The 21763-nt window shown below is 52.0% G+C and carries 18 protein-coding genes; 8 read left to right on the forward strand and 10 right to left on the reverse strand.

Annotated elements, in window-relative coordinates; translation table 11 throughout:
• The first annotated feature begins 30 nt into the window (after positions 1–30).
• Both BW941_RS10365 and BW941_RS10370 read left to right on the forward strand, forming a co-directional pair.
• On the forward strand, positions 31–510 hold the full coding sequence (locus tag BW941_RS10365) for a GreA/GreB family elongation factor (RefSeq protein WP_076515844.1): 480 nt from the start codon (positions 31–33) through the stop codon (positions 508–510).
• A gap of 222 nt (positions 511–732) precedes the next feature.
• Complete coding sequence (locus BW941_RS10370; RefSeq protein ID WP_076515846.1) at positions 733–1548, forward strand: lipase family protein; 816 nt, start codon at positions 733–735, stop codon at positions 1546–1548.
• A 39-nt stretch (positions 1549–1587) separates the two neighbouring features.
• Here the strand turns inward: BW941_RS10370 and yghU are convergent, their stop codons facing one another.
• The 4 genes from yghU to pyrC form a co-directional block, all read right to left on the reverse strand.
• Positions 1588–2430, reverse strand: a complete 843-nt coding sequence (gene yghU, locus BW941_RS10375) for a glutathione-dependent disulfide-bond oxidoreductase (protein ID WP_076515848.1) — start codon at positions 2428–2430, stop codon at positions 1588–1590.
• Positions 2431–2547: 117 nt separating this feature from the next.
• On the reverse strand, positions 2548–2904 hold the full coding sequence (locus tag BW941_RS10380; protein WP_076515850.1) for a YacL family protein: 357 nt from the start codon (positions 2902–2904) through the stop codon (positions 2548–2550).
• Positions 2904–3554 carry a ribonuclease T gene (gene rnt, locus BW941_RS10385; RefSeq protein ID WP_076515852.1) on the reverse strand — a complete coding sequence of 217 codons (651 nt, stop codon included), beginning with the start codon at positions 3552–3554 and terminating at the stop codon, positions 2904–2906. The genes BW941_RS10380 and rnt overlap by 1 nt, the downstream gene beginning before the upstream one ends.
• Before the next feature lie 22 nt (positions 3555–3576).
• Positions 3577–4614, reverse strand: a complete 1038-nt coding sequence (gene pyrC, locus BW941_RS10390; RefSeq protein WP_076515854.1) for a dihydroorotase — start codon at positions 4612–4614, stop codon at positions 3577–3579.
• 195 nt (positions 4615–4809) lie between these two features.
• Here pyrC and BW941_RS10395 point away from each other — a divergent pair, with 195 nt between their 5' ends.
• On the forward strand, positions 4810–5727 hold the full coding sequence (locus tag BW941_RS10395) for a flagellar protein MotY (RefSeq protein WP_175607891.1): 918 nt from the start codon (positions 4810–4812) through the stop codon (positions 5725–5727).
• A gap of 23 nt (positions 5728–5750) precedes the next feature.
• Here the strand turns inward: BW941_RS10395 and BW941_RS10400 are convergent, their stop codons facing one another.
• Positions 5751–6668: a LysR family transcriptional regulator gene (locus tag BW941_RS10400; RefSeq protein WP_076515858.1), complete on the reverse strand. Its 918-nt coding sequence runs from the start codon at positions 6666–6668 to the stop codon at positions 5751–5753.
• Between the two features lie 117 nt (positions 6669–6785).
• On the opposite strand from BW941_RS10400, the gene BW941_RS10405 reads away from it, so the two are divergent.
• The 3 genes from BW941_RS10405 (at position 6786) to BW941_RS10415 (ending at position 9414) form a co-directional block, all read left to right on the forward strand.
• Entirely contained in the window at positions 6786–7700 is a 915-nt protein-coding gene (locus BW941_RS10405; RefSeq protein WP_076515860.1) for an alpha/beta hydrolase, read from the forward strand.
• Between the two features lie 95 nt (positions 7701–7795).
• Positions 7796–8731: an alpha/beta hydrolase gene (locus BW941_RS10410; protein WP_076516220.1), complete on the forward strand. Its 936-nt coding sequence runs from the start codon at positions 7796–7798 to the stop codon at positions 8729–8731.
• A gap of 29 nt (positions 8732–8760) precedes the next feature.
• A complete protein-coding gene (locus BW941_RS10415; protein WP_076516222.1) occupies positions 8761–9414 on the forward strand; it encodes a flavodoxin family protein in 654 nt (217 codons plus the stop codon).
• Positions 9415–9417: 3 nt separating this feature from the next.
• Here the strand turns inward: BW941_RS10415 and pbpC are convergent, their stop codons facing one another.
• Both pbpC and BW941_RS10425 read right to left on the reverse strand, forming a co-directional pair.
• Positions 9418–11814, reverse strand: coding sequence for a penicillin-binding protein 1C (gene pbpC / locus BW941_RS10420; RefSeq protein WP_076515862.1), 2397 nt, complete (start codon positions 11812–11814; stop codon positions 9418–9420).
• A 1-nt stretch (position 11815) separates the two neighbouring features.
• On the reverse strand, positions 11816–16813 hold the full coding sequence (locus BW941_RS10425; RefSeq protein ID WP_076515864.1) for an alpha-2-macroglobulin family protein: 4998 nt from the start codon (positions 16811–16813) through the stop codon (positions 11816–11818).
• Positions 16814–16962: 149 nt separating this feature from the next.
• Between BW941_RS10425 and BW941_RS10430 the strand changes: the two genes are divergently transcribed.
• Positions 16963–18273 (forward strand): argininosuccinate synthase, encoded by a 1311-nt coding sequence (locus BW941_RS10430; RefSeq protein ID WP_436286958.1) that lies wholly within the window; start codon positions 16963–16965, stop codon positions 18271–18273.
• A 67-nt stretch (positions 18274–18340) separates the two neighbouring features.
• On the opposite strand, the gene BW941_RS10435 is transcribed toward BW941_RS10430, so the two are convergent.
• Together BW941_RS10435 and BW941_RS10440 are read right to left on the reverse strand one after the other, a co-directional pair.
• Positions 18341–19258 (reverse strand): LysR family transcriptional regulator, encoded by a 918-nt coding sequence (locus tag BW941_RS10435; protein ID WP_076515868.1) that lies wholly within the window; start codon positions 19256–19258, stop codon positions 18341–18343.
• A gap of 54 nt (positions 19259–19312) precedes the next feature.
• The gene (locus BW941_RS10440; protein WP_076515870.1) at positions 19313–19645 is read right to left on the reverse strand and encodes a hypothetical protein; all 333 of its coding nucleotides are present in this window, start codon (positions 19643–19645) and stop codon (positions 19313–19315) included.
• A 186-nt stretch (positions 19646–19831) separates the two neighbouring features.
• Between BW941_RS10440 and BW941_RS10445 the strand changes: the two genes are divergently transcribed.
• Positions 19832–20602, forward strand: a complete 771-nt coding sequence (locus BW941_RS10445) for a hypothetical protein (protein ID WP_076515872.1) — start codon at positions 19832–19834, stop codon at positions 20600–20602.
• A gap of 61 nt (positions 20603–20663) precedes the next feature.
• On the opposite strand, the gene BW941_RS10450 is transcribed toward BW941_RS10445, so the two are convergent.
• Positions 20664–21740: a nucleoside phosphorylase-I family protein gene (locus BW941_RS10450; protein WP_076515874.1), complete on the reverse strand. Its 1077-nt coding sequence runs from the start codon at positions 21738–21740 to the stop codon at positions 20664–20666.
• Positions 21741–21763 lie beyond the last annotated feature (23 nt).

The raw sequence follows: 21763 nt of genomic DNA on the forward strand, positions 1-21763 counted from the left end.
ATGATGACACAGTGCTGGTGGGATAAATAGTTGAATAAACAATTACTTAAAGACGCGTTACTAAGATCACTCGACGAAGAGATCAATGCCGCATTGGCGGCGGCGGGTGAGGCCCATGCAACGGCGTCCCATGGCGAAAATAAGCCAGAGAACCAGTACGACACTCTGGCGCTGGAGGCGGCTTATCTCGCCCATGGGCAGTCTGAGAGAATTCTCCAACTGCAACAGGCCAGAATAAACCTGAGCCGCTGGGTCGCTCCGGATTTCAGTGAGGATGACTCGGTGCGGATGGGCGCCTGTGTGGTGCTTCTTTCTGAAAATGACGAGGAAAGAAGCATATTTATTGCCCCTGTCGGTGGTCGTGAGCTGGAATTTGAAGGTGAGAAAATACTGGTGGTCAATCAGGAAGCTCCTGTAACCCGACGCCTGTGTGGCTTACAGATTGGCGATGAAGTAGCGCTGACGCTCGGAGGTCGCAGCAGCCTCTGGGAGCTGCTCGCCATTCATTAATTTTCCATTTCTCTCTTCTCCATTTCTCTCTTTTCTCTTCTCTGGTGTCAGTCTTGGCGCGCCACCAAAAATAGTATGTCGCATTATTGGTGGTCAATGCAGGTCAATTGTCGTGTCTTACCGATTGAGTGCCGGCGCCAGAGCAGAGTGTCATAGACCTGTTATTCGCCGCTGTCATATATCTGCTCTTTGATTCATAAAAGAGTAGCTAAGGACAGTCTCATGCGAACGATCTCACCGTATAACACTAAACTCGATAAACATAATGCTTACTGGATGGCGCGTATTGCTGAGGCCGTGTACGAGTGCACTTCTGACTGTGATCAACTGCCTAATGAAGCCACGATTCTGGCTGGGCTCAAGCAAGATGATGATGGCTTTCGCTCTGTTATGGGAGTTGATAAAAACTCGGCGCAAGCGGCTCTCGTTGAACACGACGATTATCTGTGTATGGCGTTTCGCGGCACTAACGAGTTGGCTGACTGGCTTGATAATCTTAATGCGTTTTCTACACCGCAGCTTTTTGGCGAATTTCATCGCGGTTTCTGGCTGTGTTGTGAAGATGTCTGGGCGCCAATGTTTGTACGTTGTCTCGAATTACAGAGTGAGAAAAAGCGCCCTGTTTTTCTGACGGGGCATAGCCTCGGGGGAGCCATGGCGACGATTGCAGCCGCGCACTTTGTGCAGATGGACAAACCCTTCACCAGTGTTTATACCTTTGGTCAGCCGCGGGCGATGACGCGAGAGACTGCTCAGATATTTAATATGGAGTGCAAGTCGCGTTTTTTCAGGTTCCATAACAATAACGATATCGTGACACGGGTGCCTGCCCGGGTGATGGGCTACAGCCATATTGGCAGTTATCTTTATATTTCTGAAGAAAAAGAAATTTATCGCGAATCAGGTTTCTGGTTTCGTTTTCTTGATTATGTCGATGGCGCTCTCAGCGATCTGCGTGAAGCTGGCATTGACGGAATCAAAGATCATGATATGGGCGAATATCTCAAGGCCATTGAAGCCTGGGATATTCGCGACTAAGAGTGCAGTCAGCAGAAGCCACTAACCACACGTACCAGCTCACTCTGGCATATCTTTGCTGGAGTGACGCTCGGGGATCTGCTCTGATGCCTCGCCCCAGGTTCGGTTAATTTTGCGGCCACGCTCGACCGCCGGACGTTGTGCGATTAGTTTCGTCCAGCGTTGCAGGTGCTCGTAGGAGGTGACGTCGAGAAACTTTCCGGCCTCGTACAGCTTGCCCTGAGCCAGAACGCCATACCAGGGCCAGATTGCGATATCGGCAATTGAGTATTCATCACCGGCCATGTAAGTATTATTGGCGAGGTGTTTGTCCAGTACATCCAGCTGGCGTTTAACCTCCATTGTGAATCGCTCGATGGGATATTCGTATTTTTCCGGGGCGTAAGCATAGAAATGGCCAAAGCCACCGCCAAGCATCGGCGCCGCTCCCATCTGCCAGAAAAGCCAGTTAAAGCACTCAGTCCGGGCAGCATGAGCTTCCGGAATAAAGCGTCCGAATTTTTCTGCCAGGTAGCGCAGAATTGAGCCCGATTCGAAAACCCGTACCGGGGTCTCACCTGACTCGTCTATTAATGCTGGAATTTTCGAATTAGGGTTTACTTCAACAAACCCGGAGCCGAACTGATCACCTTCGAGAATGTTCGTCAGCCAGGCATCGTATTCGGCGCCTTTTTCGCCGGCGGCAAGCAGCTCTTCCAGCAGAATAGTCACTTTCACTCCATTAGGTGTAGCCAGTGAATAAAGCTGTAGAGGGTGTTCGCCTTTGCTCAAAACCTTATCGTGAGTTGCACCAGAAACAGGGCGATTAATATTTGCGAACTGACCGCCGTTGCCTGGTTTCCAGGTCCAGACCTCGGGGGGCGTGTAGGTAGTGTCACTCATTGACCGGCTCCTGTTAGTAAATAATTTATTTCATACTAACGGGAAGACAGTGTGCTTAAAGGTGAGTTTCTGAGACAGTCTGTCTAATTAGGCGTTTAACCGGTTGTTTCCTGAGTATCAGTAACGGAACTGAATCCAGCTTTCAACAACGGCTTTCAGGTCTTCAAGGCCGCATCCTGACGTCAGTTCCATTGTGCTGAGCCCTGCGTCCTCATCGAGGTCGTCGTCACTGTCTGAGGTAAGGCGGGTGACATTGACTTCTCCCTCGCTGAACATAACCTCAAATTTTGGCGTGGCCAGAAGCTTTTCGTTAAAGGTGCCACTTTCGAGATCATTAATCAGATCGAGCAGGGCAAACGTCATGTCCCGTTTGGGAATGATGTCGGTGTTCAGCCACAGGGCAGTGACTTCCTGCCCCATGTCGAGACGAACAACCAGTTCGCCTGATTCGTCGTAACAGAACTCGTGATCCATCAGGCGTCGTCTTCCGCCAACGGCCAGCCGCCAAGATCTTTGTAGCGGTTAACGATGAAGCAGAACAGTTCGGCGGTTTTAAAGGTGTCGTACGCAGCGCTGTGGGCTTCATTGTTATCGAATTCAATACCGGCGACCTTGCAGGATTTCGCCAATACTGTCTGCCCCAGTGCGATTGCTGCTATAGACGCAGTATCGAACGACGAGAAGGGATGAAACGGATCACGTTTGATGTCGTTGCGATCTATTGCTGCACGCAGAAAGCCGTGATCGAAGTGCGCGTTATGTCCCACCAGTACCGCTCGGTTACAGCCATAGTGCTTTATTTCACGACGTACGGTCTGCAGCATGGGCGTGAGTGCATCAATTTCAAATTCAGCATCCCGTTCTGGATCGAATGGATCAATACCGGTGAAATCGAGCGCTTCCTGTTCGAGGTTTGCGCCATCGAATGGGTGAATATTTGCACTCAGCGTTTCGTTCGGGTGCAGATAGCCATCGTCATCCATTTTCAGGGTAACCATAGCGATTTCGAGAAGGGCGTCGCTGTCGGCATTAAAACCGCCGGTTTCCACATCGACTACCACGGGTAAAAACCCGCGGAAGCGTTGTGCCATCAACGACTTTTCCTGTTTCTCTTCAATTGTCATGTCGGTCCTTAGTTGTTCGGTGTCAGTAGTCGATTTTCCAGCGCAGGGTTTCGCCTGCACGAAGTGGAACGATGACATCGTCACCGAAAGGCAACTCATGTGGAGCCTGCCAGTCCTTTTTAATCAATGTAATTTCATCGGAGTTGCGTGGCAATCCATAAAAGTCGGGACCATAGTGGCTGGCGAAACCTTCAAGTTTATCCAGAGCACCGAGGTCGTCGAAGATTTCTGCGTAGAGTTCGATCGCAGCATAGGCGGTGTAACAACCCGCACAGCCACAGGCACTCTCTTTTGCGCCCTTAGCGTGAGGCGCACTGTCCGTGCCCAGGAAGAATTTGCTGCTGCCACTGACGACGGCATCCTGCAATGCCTGCTGGTGGATGTTGCGCTTCAGAATAGGCAGGCAGTAGTAGTGCGGTTTGATGCCACCGACCAACATGTGATTGCGGTTATACGCCAGATGCTGAACGGTGATGGTCGCAGCAACATTGTCGCCCTGGCTTTTCACAAATTCAGCGGCATCCTTGGTCGTAATGTGCTCAACGACCATATTCAGGTCAGGATTGCGACTGACGAGAGGCGACAGAATTTCATCCAGGAAGCGTTTTTCGCGGTCGAAGATATCGACGTCACTGTGTGTCACTTCACCATGCACCAGTAACTTTATGTCGTGTTCGGTCAGAGCATCAGCCAGCTCGTCGAGCTTGCCCAGATCAGTAACACCGGAAGCTGAGTTCGTCGTCGCACCCGCTGGGTACAGCTTAACCGCCACGATATGGCCAGCTTCTGCAGCTTCTTTAATCATCTCCGGCGTAGTGTTGTCGGTAAGGTACAGCACCATCAGAGGATCAAAATTCAGCCCCTGTGGCACCTTCGACATGATGCGCTGACGGTACTCATGTGCTTGCTCAGCATTCATTACTGGCGGTTGCAGGTTTGGCATGATGATCGCCCGTTTCATGACCCGTGCGGTCGCCGGTACGGTGTACTGCAAGACAGGGCCATCGCGAAGGTGCAGGTGCCAGTCATCAGGGCGGGTAATTGTAAGACGATCAGTCATGGTCTCGACCTTGTTCTAAACTTAGGTGGGAAGATAAGAATGGCCGTTATTGTACCGGATTCCGGCCGGCATTCTTAGAGCTGACATTCAACTTTTGGAGAATCGGGCCGATAACTTAACTATGAGTATGACTGACAAGCAGGTTCAACAACGGTGAGACGCCTGACGAAGATGTTGCTGGCATGCGGAGCCCTGATGCTTCCGGTGTTCGCTTTGGGACAGACGATGAAGTTCTCGGGCGGACCGGAGGATACGCTCTGGATGCTAAGCGGCAATGTTTTTGAGTGTCGCTTTGAACAACCGATACCCGGCTACGGTACGGCTGTTTTCCGGCAACGAGCGGGTGAAGATGTGACCTTTATGCTGGAAACCCGCCGTAACCTGATGTCGACAACCCCCGCACGGGTGAGCATCGCGCCGCCACCCTGGCAACCTTCAACGCGCTCAGAACCTCTGGGTCTGGTGCCGATGCAGAAAGCATCGCCGGTTCTGGCACTGGATTTTGGCCGATCGAATCAGTTTATGCATGCCTTGCGCGAGGGGCGGATGCCTACAGTCAGCCATGAGACTTACTACGACAGTGGTCGCTTTATTCAGGTGCAGGTATCAGCGGTCGAGTTTGAGAAGGCCTTTCAGGACTACATTCTGTGTTCGTCGCAGCTATTGGATGTGAATTTCGATCAGGTGGAGCGATCGAAGGTTCTGTTCAAAAGCGGACAGGAGGCTCTGGCTCAGGACGATCTGGACAACCTCGACCGCATTATTTACTACATCAAGAATGATCCACGTATTACGGCTGTGTATCTGGATGGTCATACCGATAACGTCGGGCGTCGCTATGATAACCGTCAAATTTCCAAGCGACGTGTCGAAGCTGTAGAGCGCTATTTTCTGGTGAAAGGTATCGCGCCTGAGATTATTACCACGCGTTTTCATGGCAGCCGCTATCCCGTCGCTAACAATGCGACTGCTAAGGGTAGGGCAGAGAACCGCCGCGTCACCGTTCGTCTCGAAATGGATAAAGATATGCCGTTGCCGGATGACCTTGTGTTCAAGTTGCCGGAGGATGCCTCGGTATTGCCTTCAATCAATCGCCCAGTCAGTGGGCGCTAGAGATACTCTGGCCAGTTGTGAGTCTAAATCGAATCGCGATTTTCAATCAGGAAGTCCATCAATGCACGGGTCTTTGCTGGTAACTGAGCCCGTGACGGGACGTACAGGTAGAAGCCTGGAAACGGCTTACACCAGTCAGAGAGCACGCGCCGCAGCCGCCCTTCCTGCAGATGTTTCTTAACATTAATATCCAGATACTTGATCAGGCCTACGCCCTGTAGCGCAGCGTTCAACATATTCTCATCATCGTTAAAAATAGCACTGCCGTTTGGCTCGAATACCACTGTGCGCTCACCATCTTCCGGTGAAGTGAAGCTCCACCTGTCAATAATGCCACTCGAAGAGAACCGGTAGCCGAGACAATTGTGCTGTATCAGCTCTTCTGGTGTTTCTGGTGTGCCGAAGCGATCAAGGTAATCAGGAGAGCCCACAATGGCCATCTCTATAGGAGGAGAAACAGGAACAGCGACCATGTGCTCGTCGAGGCTTTCTCCCAGCCGGATGCCGGCATCTGCTCCCTCAGCAATGATGTTGCTGAGACCATCGTTCATTGTCAGTTCAACTTTCAACCGCGGATAGCGCTTCAGGAATTCACCGAGATAAGGGTCAAGTAAGAGCCGGGTGGCGATACGGGAAGAGTTTATCCGCAGTAGGCCCGAAGGCTCTGACTGTGACTCGCCAACTTCAAGCACCGCGGTTTCGATGGATTCTAACGCCGGAGACAGTACATCGAGCAACCTCTGTCCTTCTTCAGTGAGTGACATGTTGCGGGTTGTACGATTGATCAGACGTACATTGAGTTGTTGCTCAAGGTTTTTCAGTTGTTGTGACAAGGCTCCACGAGTTACCTCCATCTCAGTTGCTGCTTTGGTAAAGCTGCGATGGCGGGCGATATGAGCGAACCAGGTCAGGGATGACAGGAGTGAGGGATCAAGTTTCATTTGTATAGCTTAGCTAAACACTTATGTTATTTAAAGCGCGTATATCAAATCAATTGGGTTTCATAAGATAGTTCTCGTAGGGCAAATACAGTGAATAGCATCTCGAGGAGATAACCCATGCCAAACGTTACTTTTAAAAACCTGAACGGCCACGGTATCACCATGGCAGCGACCATTAACTTTCCCGCAGGCTTTGATGAGAGCAAGGCATATTCAGCGGTTGTCGTCTCTCATCCGGGCGGCGGTGTGAAAGAACAGGCGGCTGGCCTGTACGCACAGAAGCTGGCTGAAGCAGGCCTGATTACGATTGCATTTGATCGTTCGTATCAGGGTGCAAGTACCGGCGAACCGCGCCAGCTGGAAAACCCTTTTGTCAGCACTGAAGACGTTAGCGCTGTGGTTGATTACCTGACCACGCTGCCATACGTCGACTCTGATCGTATTGGCGCCATGGGCGTATGCGCCGGCGCCGGTTACAGCGGAAATGCTGCTATTAACGACCGTCGTATTAAGGCACTGGGTATGGTCAGTGCGGTCAACATTGGCCAGATGTTCCGCAACGGTTGGGAAAACAACGTCAGCGATGCGGATGCCGTGGGCTATCTCGACTTTGGTGCCAGCGCTCGCACTGGTGATGTCGCTTCTGGTGAATACTCAGTGATACCACTGGCACCCATGAAGGAAGAAGACGCACCCAACGAAGAACTGCGCGAAGCCTGGGAGTACTACCACACCGAGCGTTGTGCGCACCCGAATGCACCGGGTTTCGCTCTGGCACGTAACCTTAGCCAGATCATTACCTATGACGCGTACCACAAAGCCGAAGCGTTTCTGACTCAGCCAATAATGGCGGTGGCAGGCAGTGTTGCTGGCAGTAAGTGGATGAGTGAAGACCTGATGGCGCGTGCAGCAAGTAGCGACAAAACGTTGCATGTGATCGAAGGAGCGAACCATATGTCTCTGTATGACGTACCTGAGTACGTTGACCAGGCGGTGGCGAAGCTGGGTGAGTTCTTCAATCGTACGCTCTGATACAGGTGACATCGAATAATCGACCGTATCTATCGTAATTAAACCGCACTTTACCGAACCGGGCGGCATATCCGCCCGGAATAAGAGGAATGACCATGAGCTCTATTCAATCCGTACGTTACCGTAACTTCGGCTGGGACATCGCCGCAGATCTGCATTTGCCTGAAAATTTTGATGTCTCAGCGATTTACCCTGCGATCGTCAGTACCCATCCGATTGGCAGCTGCAAAGAACAGACTGCTGGTAATATTTACGCTAAAGCGCTGGCTGACGCCGGTTTTGTGGTGTTGGTTCACGACGCTAGTTTCCAGGGCGAGAGCGGTGGCGAACCGCGTAATATTGAAGACCCGGGCATTCGCGTGTCTGATATCCGTTTTGCTGTGGATTACCTACAGACTCTGCCGTATGTCGATGCACAACGTATTGGTGCCATCGGTGTCTGTGGCGGTGGGGCATACACGATTCACGCAGCGATCACCGATCATAGACTCAAAGCCATTACTTCCATCACGGGGGTGAACTATGGCCGTTTGATACGTGAAGGCTTCGCAGAATTTCAGCCGCGCCAGATGGCAGCCAATATTGCCGACATGCGTACTGGCTATGCGCAATCTCCGTCCGGATCTACCGACGCAGCGGATCTTCTGCCGCCATCCGTTGAGGCTGCAAAAGCGGCGGGTATTACTGACATTGATGTGCTGGAGGCCACCGAATACTACAAAACTGAGCGTGGTCAGAAGCCAAACGGTAAGACGAGCCAGTTAATGTCGTTTACCGGTGCCGCCATGGGATGGGATGCGTTTACTAACGCGGAGGTATTACTGACTCAACCACTCATGGTTGTCATCGGCAGTAAGCCGGGCGGCTTTGGTGCGTATCAGGATGGCTGGGAGATATACAGTCGCGCAGGATCAGAGCACAAAGAGATCGTTGTTGTTGACGGTTACTCACATTACGACCTGTACGATAGAGCCGAGCCAGTGGCTGAAGCCATGACGAGGGTTATTCCGTTCTTTAAAGAACATCTTTGAGTTATATCTACATCAACAGTGAGGTTTCTATGTCTTTATTTCAATGGACCGGAATTATCTTAATTGCCCTCGCTGTTGTAGTGATTGGCATTCTGGGTGCGGTGGCAGGGATTGAGATTTATCAGTCCCGGCAAATCGCCCAGCTTGAGCTTGCTGCGAAGCGGGTCTCAGGCTCTGATGTTGGCTTCAGCCGTACTGCGGTGGTGTATTTTTCCCGTTCCGGTAATACCGGGCTGGCGGCCCGTCATATCGCGTCGCGACTGAATGCTGAAACCATTCAGCTCCGGGCTCCTGCGTATGAACTGGGGCCAGTGGGGCTGGCGAATGCGCTGAGTGATGCCAATAGCCTGAAAACTGATCCAATGGCTTTTCCTGAGGTTATTCCGGCTGTCGCGGACCTCTCTGGAGTCGATACTATCTGGATCGGCTCGCCGGTATGGCTTTACAGCCCGGCTCCACCGATTTGGGCGTTTGTTGAGCATAACCGCTTCGACGGTGCCCATGTGGTGTTGTTCAATACCTTCAACAGTAACTTCGGTGATGATCATATCGAGCGCTTGCGTGCGAAAGTGCTGGTTCGCGGGGCAGCATCGTTTGAGCATCGCACCGTCAAACGTGGCCGGATGACCCAGCAGCTGACATCCGAAGAGATGCTCCGGATAATAGATGAGGAGTGGTTCTGATACTCAGGGACGCAGGCGGAACTCAAAATTTACCCTCGCCAGCGCTCCTTGTTCATCGACGATAACAATTTCCTGCGCTCCGGTTCTGGCGATTTCTACGCGGAATAAACCCGAGTTATCGGCTTCAGAATGATAAGCGCCATTCACATATAAAGCCTTTTTCCCGAACCCTCCCAGGGTATTCAGCAGCAGTTCCTGAGTCTTTTTAAAACTGGCGGGCATCAGTGTCTGCCCCTCTTCAATTCCAATGATCCGCAGAGGCTCTGTGACAAGTGTTGGGGGCTCGCAGCCGGGTCTGCTTTCTGGCAACTGTTCTGATCGCCTCATGTGCGGCGCTATCCAGGGTTCCAGGTTACCGGGCCAGACAGCGAGTGTTCTGGTTTCATATCCGGTTTCGCCATTGAGGTCAGTGCAATCCATACCTAGCATCTGCCCATTACTGTCCAGCCTGATTGTGAGAATACCCGGAGCGGTGCCGTCAGCGTCCATATCGCGTAATGTCGGAGGTATCTGATCACGGATCAGAGTCGCTGTATGCGCCCGATGACAGTGGCCCGCCGGCGTTTCGCTGGCCAATTTTCCCGTTGGCCAGCATATGGTTTTGGTTGTCACATCCGCTGGTTGTGAAGGCCAGTCAGGGGAAGGGGCCAGGCGTTGCTGCAGGCGGAATAATAGTGGAAGAGCTGTCACGGCGCCGTATTGACCGGGGCTGGGCGTGCCGTCCGGGCGGCCAAACCAGACGACCATAGTGTATTGGGGCGTGACGCCCACCGCCCATGCATCACGGTAGCCATAGCTGGTTCCAGTTTTCCAGGCCATCTGAGGTTGGCTACTCATCACTGCAGCACTACGAATCCGGTTGGGACGTGGTTGGCGCAGCATATTCAGAGTTACCCAGGAAGCTTCAGGGCTCATCAGCCAGCGCTTGTCATGGCGCTTTGCTTCGCGATTGACTTCGCCATCCTTTGTCTCTGGTTCAACAAGCACGAGAGGCTGTACTTCTCCGCCATTGGCCAGACCTGAATACAGGGTCGCTAATTTCCAGGCGCTGAAACCACCACCTCCCAAAGCCAGTGCAAGACTGGGTTTGCCATCACCGGGAACAACATAGGGCGTTCCGGCATTTTCCAGTGATGCTGAAAAAGATGCCGGGCCCAACGCTTCAAGAACCTGTACTGCAGGTAAGTTGAGTGACTGCCGCAGTGCGGTAGTAGCGTCGACGGGCCCGCTGAACGAATGAGCGAAATTCTCTGGTTGATAGCTACGTAGATGTCGCGGAACGTCCCGCAACAGGCTGGCACTGTGGATCAAGCCCTGATCCATGGCTAATCCATAAATAAAGGGTTTGAGCGTTGAACCGGGGGATCGTGTTGCCTGAATCATATCGACGTGGGCGAAGCGGCTGTTGTCGGTAAAGTCGGCGGAGCCGAGGTAGGCTTTCACGCTGCGTTCATGATTATCGACCAACAGAATTGCCGCGGATTGATGCTCAGGAAAACGCTGAATTTCTTCCGCCAGCAGCGCCTGTAATTCGTGTTGCAGTTCACCGTCCAGCGTTGTCTTGATGACTGCGTCATTGGGGTAATTGTCCACCAGTTGGCGACTTAACAGAGGCGCGAGCTGAGGTGTTGATAAAGGCAGAGCAATGATATTTTCAAGTTGAGCATAATGAAGTTGCTCCTGCGTGATCTGTCCTTGCAAAAAAAGACGCTGGAGAACTTTATCGCGGGCTGCTCTGGCTCGCTGCGGATGACGATCGGGCCTCAGACGGGAAGGCGCCTGGGGCAGCACCGCCAGCAAGGCGCTCTCAGCCAGACTCAGCTGGTCGGCGGATTTGCCAAGGTACATCTGGCTTGCCGCCGCGACCCCTTCAATCACGCCGCCCATGGGGGCGTAATTCAGATAAAGTGTGAGAATTTCTTCTTTGCTGTAATGCCACTCCAGCTGTAAAGCTCTGAGCATTTGCTTAAATTTTCCACCGATGCTGCGATCGTGTGGAGACAGTCTTCGTGCGACCTGCATTGTAATCGTTGAACCACCGGAGACGATGCAGTCACACTGAGCATTCTGGATGGCTGCTCTTACCAGAGAGATCGGGTTAATACCCGGGTGATAATAAAACCAGCGATCTTCGTAACTGAGTAAGGTATTCAGATAATCGGGTGATACCTTATCCGGGGAGGTCGGGTAGCGCCACACTCCATTTTTATCGGGAAAGGCTCGTAAGATCTGATTATTTCTGTCGGTCACGACCTGAGTAAAGCCCTCGCCTGACGTTGCCGGGTCGGGTATTGGGAACAGCAGATCAAGAAGTAACGGAACGCCAATAAAAACAGCAAGAAAGAGGGATACCCTCTTTCTTGCAGATAAATACAAGGCGTTTTTCGCTCTTTTTAACATCCTAGCGCGGCTGAACGACCAGCTCCTCAATGGTGCCGCCAACTGCGCGAACCTCCGGGTCGTACATGTCTTCAAGGAGCGGATTCGGGACTTTGTAAGTGCCCGGCGTCACTGCCCGTGCGATGTAATACATGCGCGCAGGACGCGTACCATAGTAGCGGCTGCCTCCGGTGCGAAGTGCCGCGACATAGCGGTCATCACGGAACTCGTCGTGAACCACGCCTGCACTCTGTAGGTGCTGACCAATCTTCTCACCATCGATAATAATGTCGGACAGTTTTGTACTGTCGGGCAGGTTCTGGTTTTCGATCTCCAGACCCGCGGGAAGAAGGTCGACCATCAGCAGGTCAGGGCGATACTTTTTCGAGTAAACCAGCAGCTCAACAATAACCATGTCTCCGGTATTCATGGTTAAAGTATTATCCGTACCGATTTTCTCTCCCTCCATGTTCCAGTAATTGCGGGTTACGCTGACATCGCCGGACGATTGTTTTTCCGGAGGCGTGGCCCCGTATCCTTGATAGGTCAGCGCCGCATAGAGATTTTTATCTCCGATATTGGTGAGGCTGAGGTCGGTAGCATCCTTTCCCCGTAATACTAGCCGTGTAGGCTCAGTGCCGGTCAGTGTCTGCTCTTTTCCAGCGCTGAGTAACATCAGGTTCCATTTGTCACCGGTATGTTTTTGCTGCTCGTCCGCCAGTTGAACAATGGCGATCTGTTCCTGTGTGCTCAGGTAGCGGCGACTGCGGATATCTTCAGCTACTTCGGACGTTAACTGAACAGGGCGGGCCTCATCGATATCGTATTTCCAGATCAGTCGGGCCTGTTGAGCTTTGTCGCGCAGTTCTGAGCCGTAATCACCGATGTATGGACGTATCGGCTGTTGTCTTTGAGATTGCTGGTAAAGCTCAGTTGCAAGGCGATTGTCTCCCTGTAGTTTTGCAGCGATTGCCAGATGCAACAGTGCCAGACCACCTGCATTCTCAGGCACGTAGGCCGCGGTTGTCCGGATATCCGCCAGTGACGCTATGTTGTGCTGAGCGAGAATAAAGTGTGCGAAGGCCTGATAGGTAAAGCGGTAAAGGTCGACGTCTTCGGCCCAGAGTTCGCGCAGCTGTGCCTTGTTACGCGAATATTCCCGAAGTCGAATCAATACTTTGCCCAAAACATCGTTATCAACCTGATAGCCCGCAGACTGCACATCCGTCATAAACTGAGCAACGTAAGCCGCCAGCCAGTGCTGTTCGTCTGCATCTTCACGACGCCACAGACCAAACCCTCCATTTGGTTTCTGCCGTGTAGCGATACGGGCAAGGCCACTGGCTATGGCATTGGCTCGGGTTAATTCACCGTCTATCGAGTCTTTCAGACGCATGATCTGTTCGTCGCTTGCATAGAGCCATGGATAGGTTGAGCTGGTGGTTTGCTCGACGCAACCGTATGGGTAACGCAGCAGGCGAGCCATACGCTCTTCAGCATTCAGATTTTCGGAGCTGCTTGCAGACACCGCGGCAACAATCGAATCACTCAGCCAGCCCGAGGATACGTCAGAGTTCATTGTCAGTAATGCGCCCGTTTCGAGTACATCGTATTCGCGGAAGGTCTGGGCCGGATACGGATATCGACTCTGAAGTCCCCACTCACGATCAATCACTATTTTGCCCTGATGCCAGACTTCTGTGCGGAAGACAATGCGCCCGGCACCTGTTGCGGTGAAGGGGAAGAGCAGTGTAGAGCGCTGTTGTTCCTGCAACGAAAGTGCTTGCGCCAGTGCGTCGGCCTGCACCGGCCCCGAGGCTGACAGAGTGACCTCGAAATCGCTGCCTTCACCTGTCATATTCGTGATATCCAGTGCAACGCTGGATGTATCCCCAGCGCCGATAAATCTGGGTAGAGATAACTGTGTTACAACTGGCGCGGCCACTGTCACTTCTTTATCCGAGCTGCCGACTCTGCTTTCATCAAAGGCCAATGCCATCAGGCGAACCTGGCCATTGAAGTCGGGCATGGAAACAGGGATAACGGCCCGGCCGTTTTTGACGTCGACCATGCCGCTGAACACGGAGATGATCTGAACCTCTGAACGTGCGAGATCACCACCGCGAGCCAGGTCTGCATCACCACCGTAGCGGATTTCTCCATTGCGGTTATTGTTCAGGTCGATGAGCTTTCCGTACATGTCCTTTGCATCAACCGAGAAGCGACGTGGGCCGAAGAAAAACTCGAAAGGCTCGGGTGTTTTAAAGCGGCTGATTGACAGAATGCCGCTATCGACGGCTGCCAGAGTCACCCAGGCGCGGCTCACTGGTTTCTCCGATGATATGTCGAGTGTGACCTGCTCTGTTTTCGCGGGCAGCCATTTCTCAGGTGTCTGAATTTCAATGTTCAGTCGTTCAGACTCTCTGTTGAGCGGCAGGTGAATCAATCCAACCGAGCGTGTAGGGGTGATTCTTTGTTGAGTGTCAGAGGGTTGTAAGTGGATGACTGACACATAGATGTCATGGCGCTGCCAGTCTTTGCTGACTGGAATATCCACCCAGCCGCCTTCTGCGGGAATATCGGCTTCCGTACGGAAGAGTAACTGGTCAGCTTCAATCAGGACCAGTGAGCGGCCTGCCGCAGGCGGCGTGATTTTCAGGCGCGCGTTGTCACCGGCATTGTAACTTTCTTTATCGAAAGCGAGGTTGACCTGGTCCGGGCGTGCTGCCTGCTCCTGTGACCGCCAGTACCAGCGATGGCCAGCGTTAAAGTAAACGCGTGTACTCAGATTTGTATTGGTGTCGCGAATTTCGAGAAGGTATTCGCCCCACTGTACAGGTACCTGAACCGTCACCGGACCTTCACTATTGGTGGTTACTGGTAGACTCAGTTCGCGCACATTACGACGCTGCTCTTCGTAATGCCAGCCGCGGTTGTCGTCTCGCTTCCAGCGGGTTTCCAAAGTGATATTTGTCAGCGTCATCTCCAGTGATGTGCTGTCAACCAGTTCACCTTTACTGTTGGTGCTGATCAGTTCAAAGCTGGCGGGGGCGTTGGTGTTCGCTCTGTCTTTAAAAAGCGGGCGAATGCCGACAAGTTGCCCCTCTGGCACGATGCTTACGGTATGAGAGCGGACAACCGGGCGGCCTCCGCTTTCAAAAAGGCTGCCTGTGATTTTGAGGGCCAGTGGCACACGGGCCTCTTTCCAGGTGCTTGCAGGGTGCAGTGTCAGCTCGCCCTTATCGCTTAATCTGGTTTCCCGCGCTGGCAGAGACTGAATCCAGTCGTCCTGCTTCGGATCACCAAAGTGAAATTCGGGCCATTGCTGAAATGGATGCGCCGTCGGACGTAAACTGAAATCGGCTTCAAAGTTGTTGCCGGCTGCCGGAGCGCCATACAGGTAGCTGCCGAGCACATCAATTTTTAGCGGATCTTGTGTACTGAATACCGCGGATTTCTGATCGGGATTCCACTCCAGTTTCATGCGTTCTGGCATAAAATCTTCGACCTGGAAGTTATATCGGTGGGTACCACCGTTTGGTTCAGCGACGTTAAAGCTCCACTGGCCCGTTGGGGCGTCGTCGGCCAGTGTCGTAGAAAATTCATAGACACCGGGAACCGTGCTGCGCCAGGTCACTTTATCGCTGCGGGTTCCATCAGGTCGGCGTAGGTAATAGGTCAGAAGACTGTCTGGTTGGGCTTTGCCATCGGAATCACGATAAAGCCCGTTGATGTATACGGTATCACCGCCGCGGTACAGGTCTCGTGGGCCGTACATGAATAGCTCGGTGTCGCGGTAGGGGCGGGTGCCGGAATCGAAGTCCGACATGTCCAGTGAAGCACTGTTGAGGTGCATCAGAGTCACCGCATCTTCGTCACGTGCGATCAGAATGGTGTTGTAAAAATCCTTCCGCGGATACTGAACGTATCCTTTGCTACCGCTCGAAAGTGTTGTCACCTTGGGCTCCTGGCTGCGATAGCCAGCCATCACGGTGAGTTCAACGTTGGATTTGCTGGCCCCTGAGTTGAGGTCCCTTGTGTAAATTCCGATATTCTTTCTGTACTCGCGGATATGCAGACCGATGTCGCTGACGGTAAACCAGGTGGTCGACAGCTTGGACTTGAATTGACCCGGTATCGTCATGACCGCAAGGTAGACTGCTTGTTGTTTCAGGGCATCTATCGAAGTCAGTGGCAGATTCACTTTCCGCAGCCGATTCTTATCGCTTGTCAGCGCGATGCGGCCCTCATAAACAAAGTCTGCAAATTCACCCATGTCTTCGAGTCGATAAATATGTTCAAGGGAAGCGGACGACTTCCACAGCAGCATCTGTCGCAGAGCTTCGTTATCATTGCGAACCCGGAAAAAGCTGACGTTTACTTCGCTGGTATTCATAACGCTTACGGGCAGGCCAACACTCAGGTCTGTGGTCAGGTAGTGGCCGTCACTGGCAAACGTAGCTGAAGGTGGCGCAGGGGGCAGAGTCACAGTTGCACTGTCACCGTCCTGCAGGACCTTGCCGTTTCTGGCTTTAAGGCCCTTACTGACCATTACGTTATAGGTGCGCTCGGGTTCGGGGTCGGCCAGATACAGGGTCAGGGCATCATCAGAGAGTATCCAGGCGGGTGTTTCACCGCTGATGTGTACGTAATTCTGGAAAGGCTGATTGCTGCTCAGTGGCGCTGAAAAGCGGATGCCTACCGTCATTCCACCGTCGTAGCTGGTTTCGTTTACTGAGGCGATTGTCAGCGGGATATCAGCGTACATCGCATCATTGATCGGGGGAGGGGGACTGACGTTCGGTGTCTCTTCAGCAATGGATGTTTCTGGCGGCGTGCTTTCGGTTCTCGTACTTTCTGAACCCGTGCTTTCGGAGGTGGTGTTTTCCGATGGCTGACAACCGGCCTGAAAGGTGCTTAACACAGCAAGAGAGACCAGAAGTGCGATTGAGCGTGAGAGTGACGCCTTGCTGCGTAGGTGACGGTGTTTGGTGAAAGGCTTGGTAACTATTCGAAGCATCCCTGATTCCTTGTAATTGATCGAGTAGCCGGAGACACGGCTATGACATCGCAATCTCCAGATTGTACCCATAATTTTTTTCAATCGTGAGATTTCTGCCCGCGTAAGCTCTGCGGCCGACTGGTGTTATTGCTCACAATCAGTACAATATGCACCCTTTGAATTTTCGCCCCGGCGCCCGTGTTGCGATCAATGAATCGATCTGCAGACAGAAGTGGTGCCGTTCATCTCTGGAGAAGCGCATGTCAGACATCAAGAAAGTCGTACTGGCGTATTCCGGTGGTCTCGATACCTCCGTAATCGCAAAGTGGCTGCAAACTGAATACAACTGTGAAGTCGTTACTTTTACCGCTGACCTGGGTCAGGGTGAAGAAGTGGAACCAGCTCGTGCGAAAGCCGAAGCTCTGGGTATCAAAGAAATCTACATCGACGATCTACGTGAAGAGTTTGCCCGCGACTTCGTTTTCCCGATGTTCCGCGCTAACACCATCTACGAAGGTGAGTACCTGCTGGGTACGTCGATCGCTCGTCCTCTGATCTCTAAGCGTCTGATTGAAATTGCGAACGAAACAGGCGCTGACGCCATTGCCCACGGTGCAACCGGTAAAGGTAATGACCAGGTACGTTTCGAGCTGGGTGCCTACGCACTTAAGCCGGGCGTTAAAGTGATCGCGCCATGGCGTGAATGGGATCTGAACTCCCGTGAAAAGCTGATGGCTTACTGTGATGAGCACAACATCCACGTAGAGAAGAAGAAAGGCAAGAAGTCTCCTTACTCTATGGATGCCAACCTGCTGCACATCTCTTACGAAGGCGACCTGATCGAAGATCCATGGGCAGAGCCAGAAGAAGACATGTGGCTGTGGTCTGTATCGCCCGAGAATGCGCCAGACGAAGCGACTTACCTGAACATCACCTTCAAGAACGGTGACCCGGTGGCTATCGATGGTGTCGACAAGTCTCCTGCGACCATCATGGAAGAGCTGAACAAGCTGGCCGGCGCTAACGGTATTGGCCGTGTCGACATCGTTGAGAACCGTTACGTAGGTATGAAGGCTCGTGGCTGTTACGAAACTCCAGCAGGTACCGTGCTGCTGAAAGCGCACCGCGCCATCGAATCTATCACTCTGGACCGCGAAGCGGCTCACCTGAAAGATTCTCTGATGCCTAAATACGCAGAGCTGATCTACAACGGTTACTGGTGGTCGCCAGAGCGTAAGATGCTGCAGGCAGCCATTGATGAGACTCAGTCTGTTGTAAACGGTGAAGTTCGCCTGAAACTGTATAAAGGCAACGTGATTGTGGTTGGCCGTAAGTCTGACGACTCACTGTTTGACGAAGCGATCGCTACCTTCGAAGACGATGCAGGTGCATACGATCAGAAAGACGCGGAAGGCTTTATTAAGCTGAACGCTCTTCGTCTGCGTACTGCAGCTAAGAAAGGTCGTGACCTGCTGTAAGCTTTTTGCAGTAAGAAACGTCCGGAAAAGAGAGGCGCTCATTGAGCGCCTTTTTTGTGCCTGCCAATCAGTGATCCGCGACCATATCCATAAACCATGAAATCACCAGTTCAACCCGGTACGGACGTTGATCTGACTTTAACGATGAAATATAGATATCGTTGAGCAGAGGTTCGCTGTTTGCCTGTTCAAAAACGACCAGTTTCCCATCGTCTATATGCTGCTGGATACAGTGACGCGGGAAAATACTCACGCCCAGGCCACCTAACGTCATCAGGATGGCGCCTTCGATACTGTTGATATTTCCGGCGCAATGTAGCGATAGCGCCTGGGTGTGCTGGCTGTCCGGGAAATGATGTGTACGCCAGTAGTCGAAGTAGACGTCAAAGCCCGGATAATCGATATATCGGTAATTCAACAGGTTGTCGCTGTTCAGATTTTTGAGGTCTATGTCAGGTGAGGCGACGGCGACGTATTCTTCTTTGCAGAAGGGGATGTATTCCAGGCGTGGATGATCGATTTTTTTCGTTACAAAACCAAAGTCGATACGACCATTCAGAATTCGCTCAAATACTTTATCGGTCGGTGTCAGCTCCAGGTTGATTTCAAGATCCGGATGAGAGTGACGACGCTCCAGTAGCATCGGAAAATGTGGCGAAAGTAAGCAGGACGCCGGCATTGCATAACTGACTGTGCCCTTAACCTCTTTAGCGGTATTCCCCACATCCACGAGAAAATCTGCATGAAGGTTTTCGAAGTGCTGTATGTAATCCCGTAGCTTTAAGCCGGCCTCTGTAATGACGGGTCCTTTGGTGGTACGCAGGAAGAGGTCGTTACCGATGGATTCTTCAAGAGCCTTGATATGTTTACTGACATTGGCTTGTGTCATTGCAGCAATATCTGCGGCTTCACTGAAACTGCCTGAGCGGTCGACGGCTTTAAAGGCGCGAAAGTATTTGGGGTCGATGGGTTGCACTGCTGTCATCCATGTCGATCAGTAAATGTACAATCAACATAACATGATTCTCATTCTTAAGCATTAGGCATCGCTCTCAAAGGCCGGGGGCGACACATGAGTAATTGCAACATAGCTCCCTTCGTTCAGAACGCCCGCCAGCTCTGCGTCTGGGGAAAGAACTTCCTGATTGGATTCGTAGCGAATGCTGGATACCTCATAACTGATATTGATCGCTTTGATGTAGCTGCATTCCAGGGTGCCGTATTCCAGCTTGCAGTCCTGGCCCGGATTGATACTGAATTTATGAGTGACTTCGGCGGCGGTGAGGCCTGTACGGATTGAGTTCTGACTGGTGACCACAATGGCAATAGTTAAGGGTACCTGGGTCTGGTTGTAAAAGTGTTTCAGATTCATGGAGTCTCCTGATTATGAGCCGTATCTTATCCGACCAGGCCCGATGAGAAGTGTGTGTTGAAACTGTCGTAGCGCCAATTCCGATAGGGCATAGGGGGGATTCTGAATCTGATTTGTACCAGTGAAGATGAGGGCCTACCGTTAAGGTATACATTCAAAGGCCCACCTCAAGTACAGGACGTTCTTATGCGCGACAGCAATCTGATTCATCCTTCTTCTATCCGCGTATGGCGTGGTTTCCGCAATGCTGGATACCTGAGTGACCGGAGCGGTTTCGTTGATAAACTGGCCGATGTTTTTATTCCGCTTACCTGTCAGGCCATGATGCCCATTGGCCTCCGTTCTTATATCCCGACGCTGGTGAAGAGTGATGTTCAGGGCATGCCTGATGAGGTAGCTCTGGTTGGTTACAGCGATCAGCAGACTTACTATTCGGCCAGCCACGATACGGTGATTGGCAGGGCGTACGGGTTGCTGCATAACGAAGTATTTAATTTCACTCGCGACGGGAATATTCCACCGAGCCGGTCTGGGTTTCCGAAGGTGTATACGACAGGTCCGCTTAAGCCCTCTCAAGCGTATTACTTTTCTGGAAAACCGATCGATTGGTCGTCGACGCCTGTGGCTGTATTTGTTGTCCCGGGAAATAATACAGAAGAGCAGAGCCAGCTGATCGCAGTGTTGCAGGATGCAATTCGCAAAAACCTGATCACTGAAGCGATTCTGGTTCAGGACAGTGCGTCGTTTGTTTTGTGGCTGGCTCTTAAAGTCGTAGGTAATGTCCCTGAAAATATTCAGGCACTTACTTCTGATAAGCCGGGCGCGATCCGCTCGTTTTCTGTTCCGGATAAAGTCATGCAAATGTGGACAGAGCGCGAGGGTGGAATTCCTATTAAGGATAATGAAACTCTGAACCTGACGCTCGAAAACAGTGGTTTGATGAAAGCGGCTTCATAGCTCAGTTAATGCCAGTCTCTTGAGATATAAAAAAGCCCCGGATGTCCGGGGCTTTTTCGATTCAGACATTACTCCGAAGAGCAGCCCAGCAGGTTAAGGCACTGTTGAACGTTGTGTAGAACCCGCACAGGCTGTAAATAATACCAGACCAATCTTCGCGCACTTCTTCGGGGATTGCCTGGCCTTTCAGGTCGGTGGCAGCAATAACCGGGTCGGAGACGTTGCGGATAAATCCAAAGCGGATATTTCGTTGCTGGCATTGATGCGCAATCACGGCATCATCCATTTCAAGGAAGCAGTACTTCTCTGCGGCATTTCCCTGCGCAATGAAGTAATAGTCGGTGGTTAGCAGCGGTTGCGTTCCGGCAAATTCAATCGTGTTGCTAGCCAGACTCGAAGGCACCAGAGGAGCATTGATCAGATCGTCAGCGGTATAGCTGGTCTTCGATTTTTCATTCAGTTCGGCAACGGATGTCTTGATGCTTTCGTCATTCCAGACCGTATTCAGAGGCATCATCAGTTGATTGCGTACGTCATCGAATACCGGGTTCGATTTAAAAAAGTCCTTTCCGGTAAATGTCTGATTGTTGTATTGGCATTTTTCCGTATTTTCTGACTTTTCGAGGCGAATGGAAGCAGCGGTCGTCAGCACAACATCGCCCAGTGGCTGAGCCGTGGTGCTGCCTCCGGCGGTTCCGGTTGAGATAACAGTAGAGACCCCGGACTCCGTGATGATCAGGTCGACTAATTGCTCGACGCCGCTGATATAAGGCGGATGGGCGAGGTGAACTTCCGATTTGATCAGCAATACCTGTAAAGGCGTACCGTCTGATTTCTGCATTTTAACTTTCTGGTAGTAGAGCAGAGGTTCGGTTGTCCCTGCGACCGTTAGCGGGCGCCACTGATATCGCCATTCATAAGACTCAGAAGAGCGCTCGGTATCGCTATGCAGAAAAACATGATCAAGAGCAGACCATTCCGCACTGGTCCAGGTAATGACGGCGACATCAGCCGACGGTAGTTGTTGCTCGTGTAATGCCTGTGCCTCAGGTTTTTCAGCATTGACTGAAGACCAGTCGATGACTGGAAGAGAGACGCCGGCAGATACTTTATAATTTTTTTGAAGTAGGCGTGACATATAAATTCCTTCTTATTCCGATG

Origin of the sequence: Thalassolituus maritimus, assembly GCF_900156675.1 — a bacterium.
In the GTDB taxonomy this organism is placed as follows: domain Bacteria; phylum Pseudomonadota; class Gammaproteobacteria; order Pseudomonadales; family Oceanobacteraceae; genus Thalassolituus; species Thalassolituus maritimus.

Bases quoted from the DNA above. Each gene is read 5' to 3' on its own strand.
- BW941_RS10370 (WP_076515846.1), top strand. From the start codon at position 733: ATGCGAACGATCTCACCGTATAACACTAAACTCGATAAACATAATGCT.
- yghU (WP_076515848.1), bottom strand. From the start codon at position 2,430: ATGAGTGACACTACCTACACGCCCCCCGAGGTCTGGACCTGGAAACCA.
- BW941_RS10380 (WP_076515850.1), bottom strand. From the start codon at position 2,904: ATGGATCACGAGTTCTGTTACGACGAATCAGGCGAACTGGTTGTTCGT.
- rnt (WP_076515852.1), bottom strand. From the start codon at position 3,554: ATGACAATTGAAGAGAAACAGGAAAAGTCGTTGATGGCACAACGCTTC.
- pyrC (WP_076515854.1), bottom strand. From the start codon at position 4,614: ATGACTGATCGTCTTACAATTACCCGCCCTGATGACTGGCACCTGCAC.
- BW941_RS10395 (WP_175607891.1), top strand. From the start codon at position 4,810: ATGCTTCCGGTGTTCGCTTTGGGACAGACGATGAAGTTCTCGGGCGGA.
- BW941_RS10400 (WP_076515858.1), bottom strand. From the start codon at position 6,668: ATGAAACTTGATCCCTCACTCCTGTCATCCCTGACCTGGTTCGCTCAT.
- BW941_RS10405 (WP_076515860.1), top strand. From the start codon at position 6,786: ATGCCAAACGTTACTTTTAAAAACCTGAACGGCCACGGTATCACCATG.
- BW941_RS10410 (WP_076516220.1), top strand. From the start codon at position 7,796: ATGAGCTCTATTCAATCCGTACGTTACCGTAACTTCGGCTGGGACATC.
- BW941_RS10415 (WP_076516222.1), top strand. From the start codon at position 8,761: ATGTCTTTATTTCAATGGACCGGAATTATCTTAATTGCCCTCGCTGTT.
- pbpC (WP_076515862.1), bottom strand. From the start codon at position 11,814: ATGTTAAAAAGAGCGAAAAACGCCTTGTATTTATCTGCAAGAAAGAGG.
- BW941_RS10425 (WP_076515864.1), bottom strand. From the start codon at position 16,813: ATGCTTCGAATAGTTACCAAGCCTTTCACCAAACACCGTCACCTACGC.
- BW941_RS10430 (WP_436286958.1), top strand. From the start codon at position 16,963: ATGCACCCTTTGAATTTTCGCCCCGGCGCCCGTGTTGCGATCAATGAA.
- BW941_RS10435 (WP_076515868.1), bottom strand. From the start codon at position 19,258: ATGACAGCAGTGCAACCCATCGACCCCAAATACTTTCGCGCCTTTAAA.
- BW941_RS10440 (WP_076515870.1), bottom strand. From the start codon at position 19,645: ATGAATCTGAAACACTTTTACAACCAGACCCAGGTACCCTTAACTATT.
- BW941_RS10445 (WP_076515872.1), top strand. From the start codon at position 19,832: ATGCGCGACAGCAATCTGATTCATCCTTCTTCTATCCGCGTATGGCGT.
- BW941_RS10450 (WP_076515874.1), bottom strand. From the start codon at position 21,740: ATGTCACGCCTACTTCAAAAAAATTATAAAGTATCTGCCGGCGTCTCT.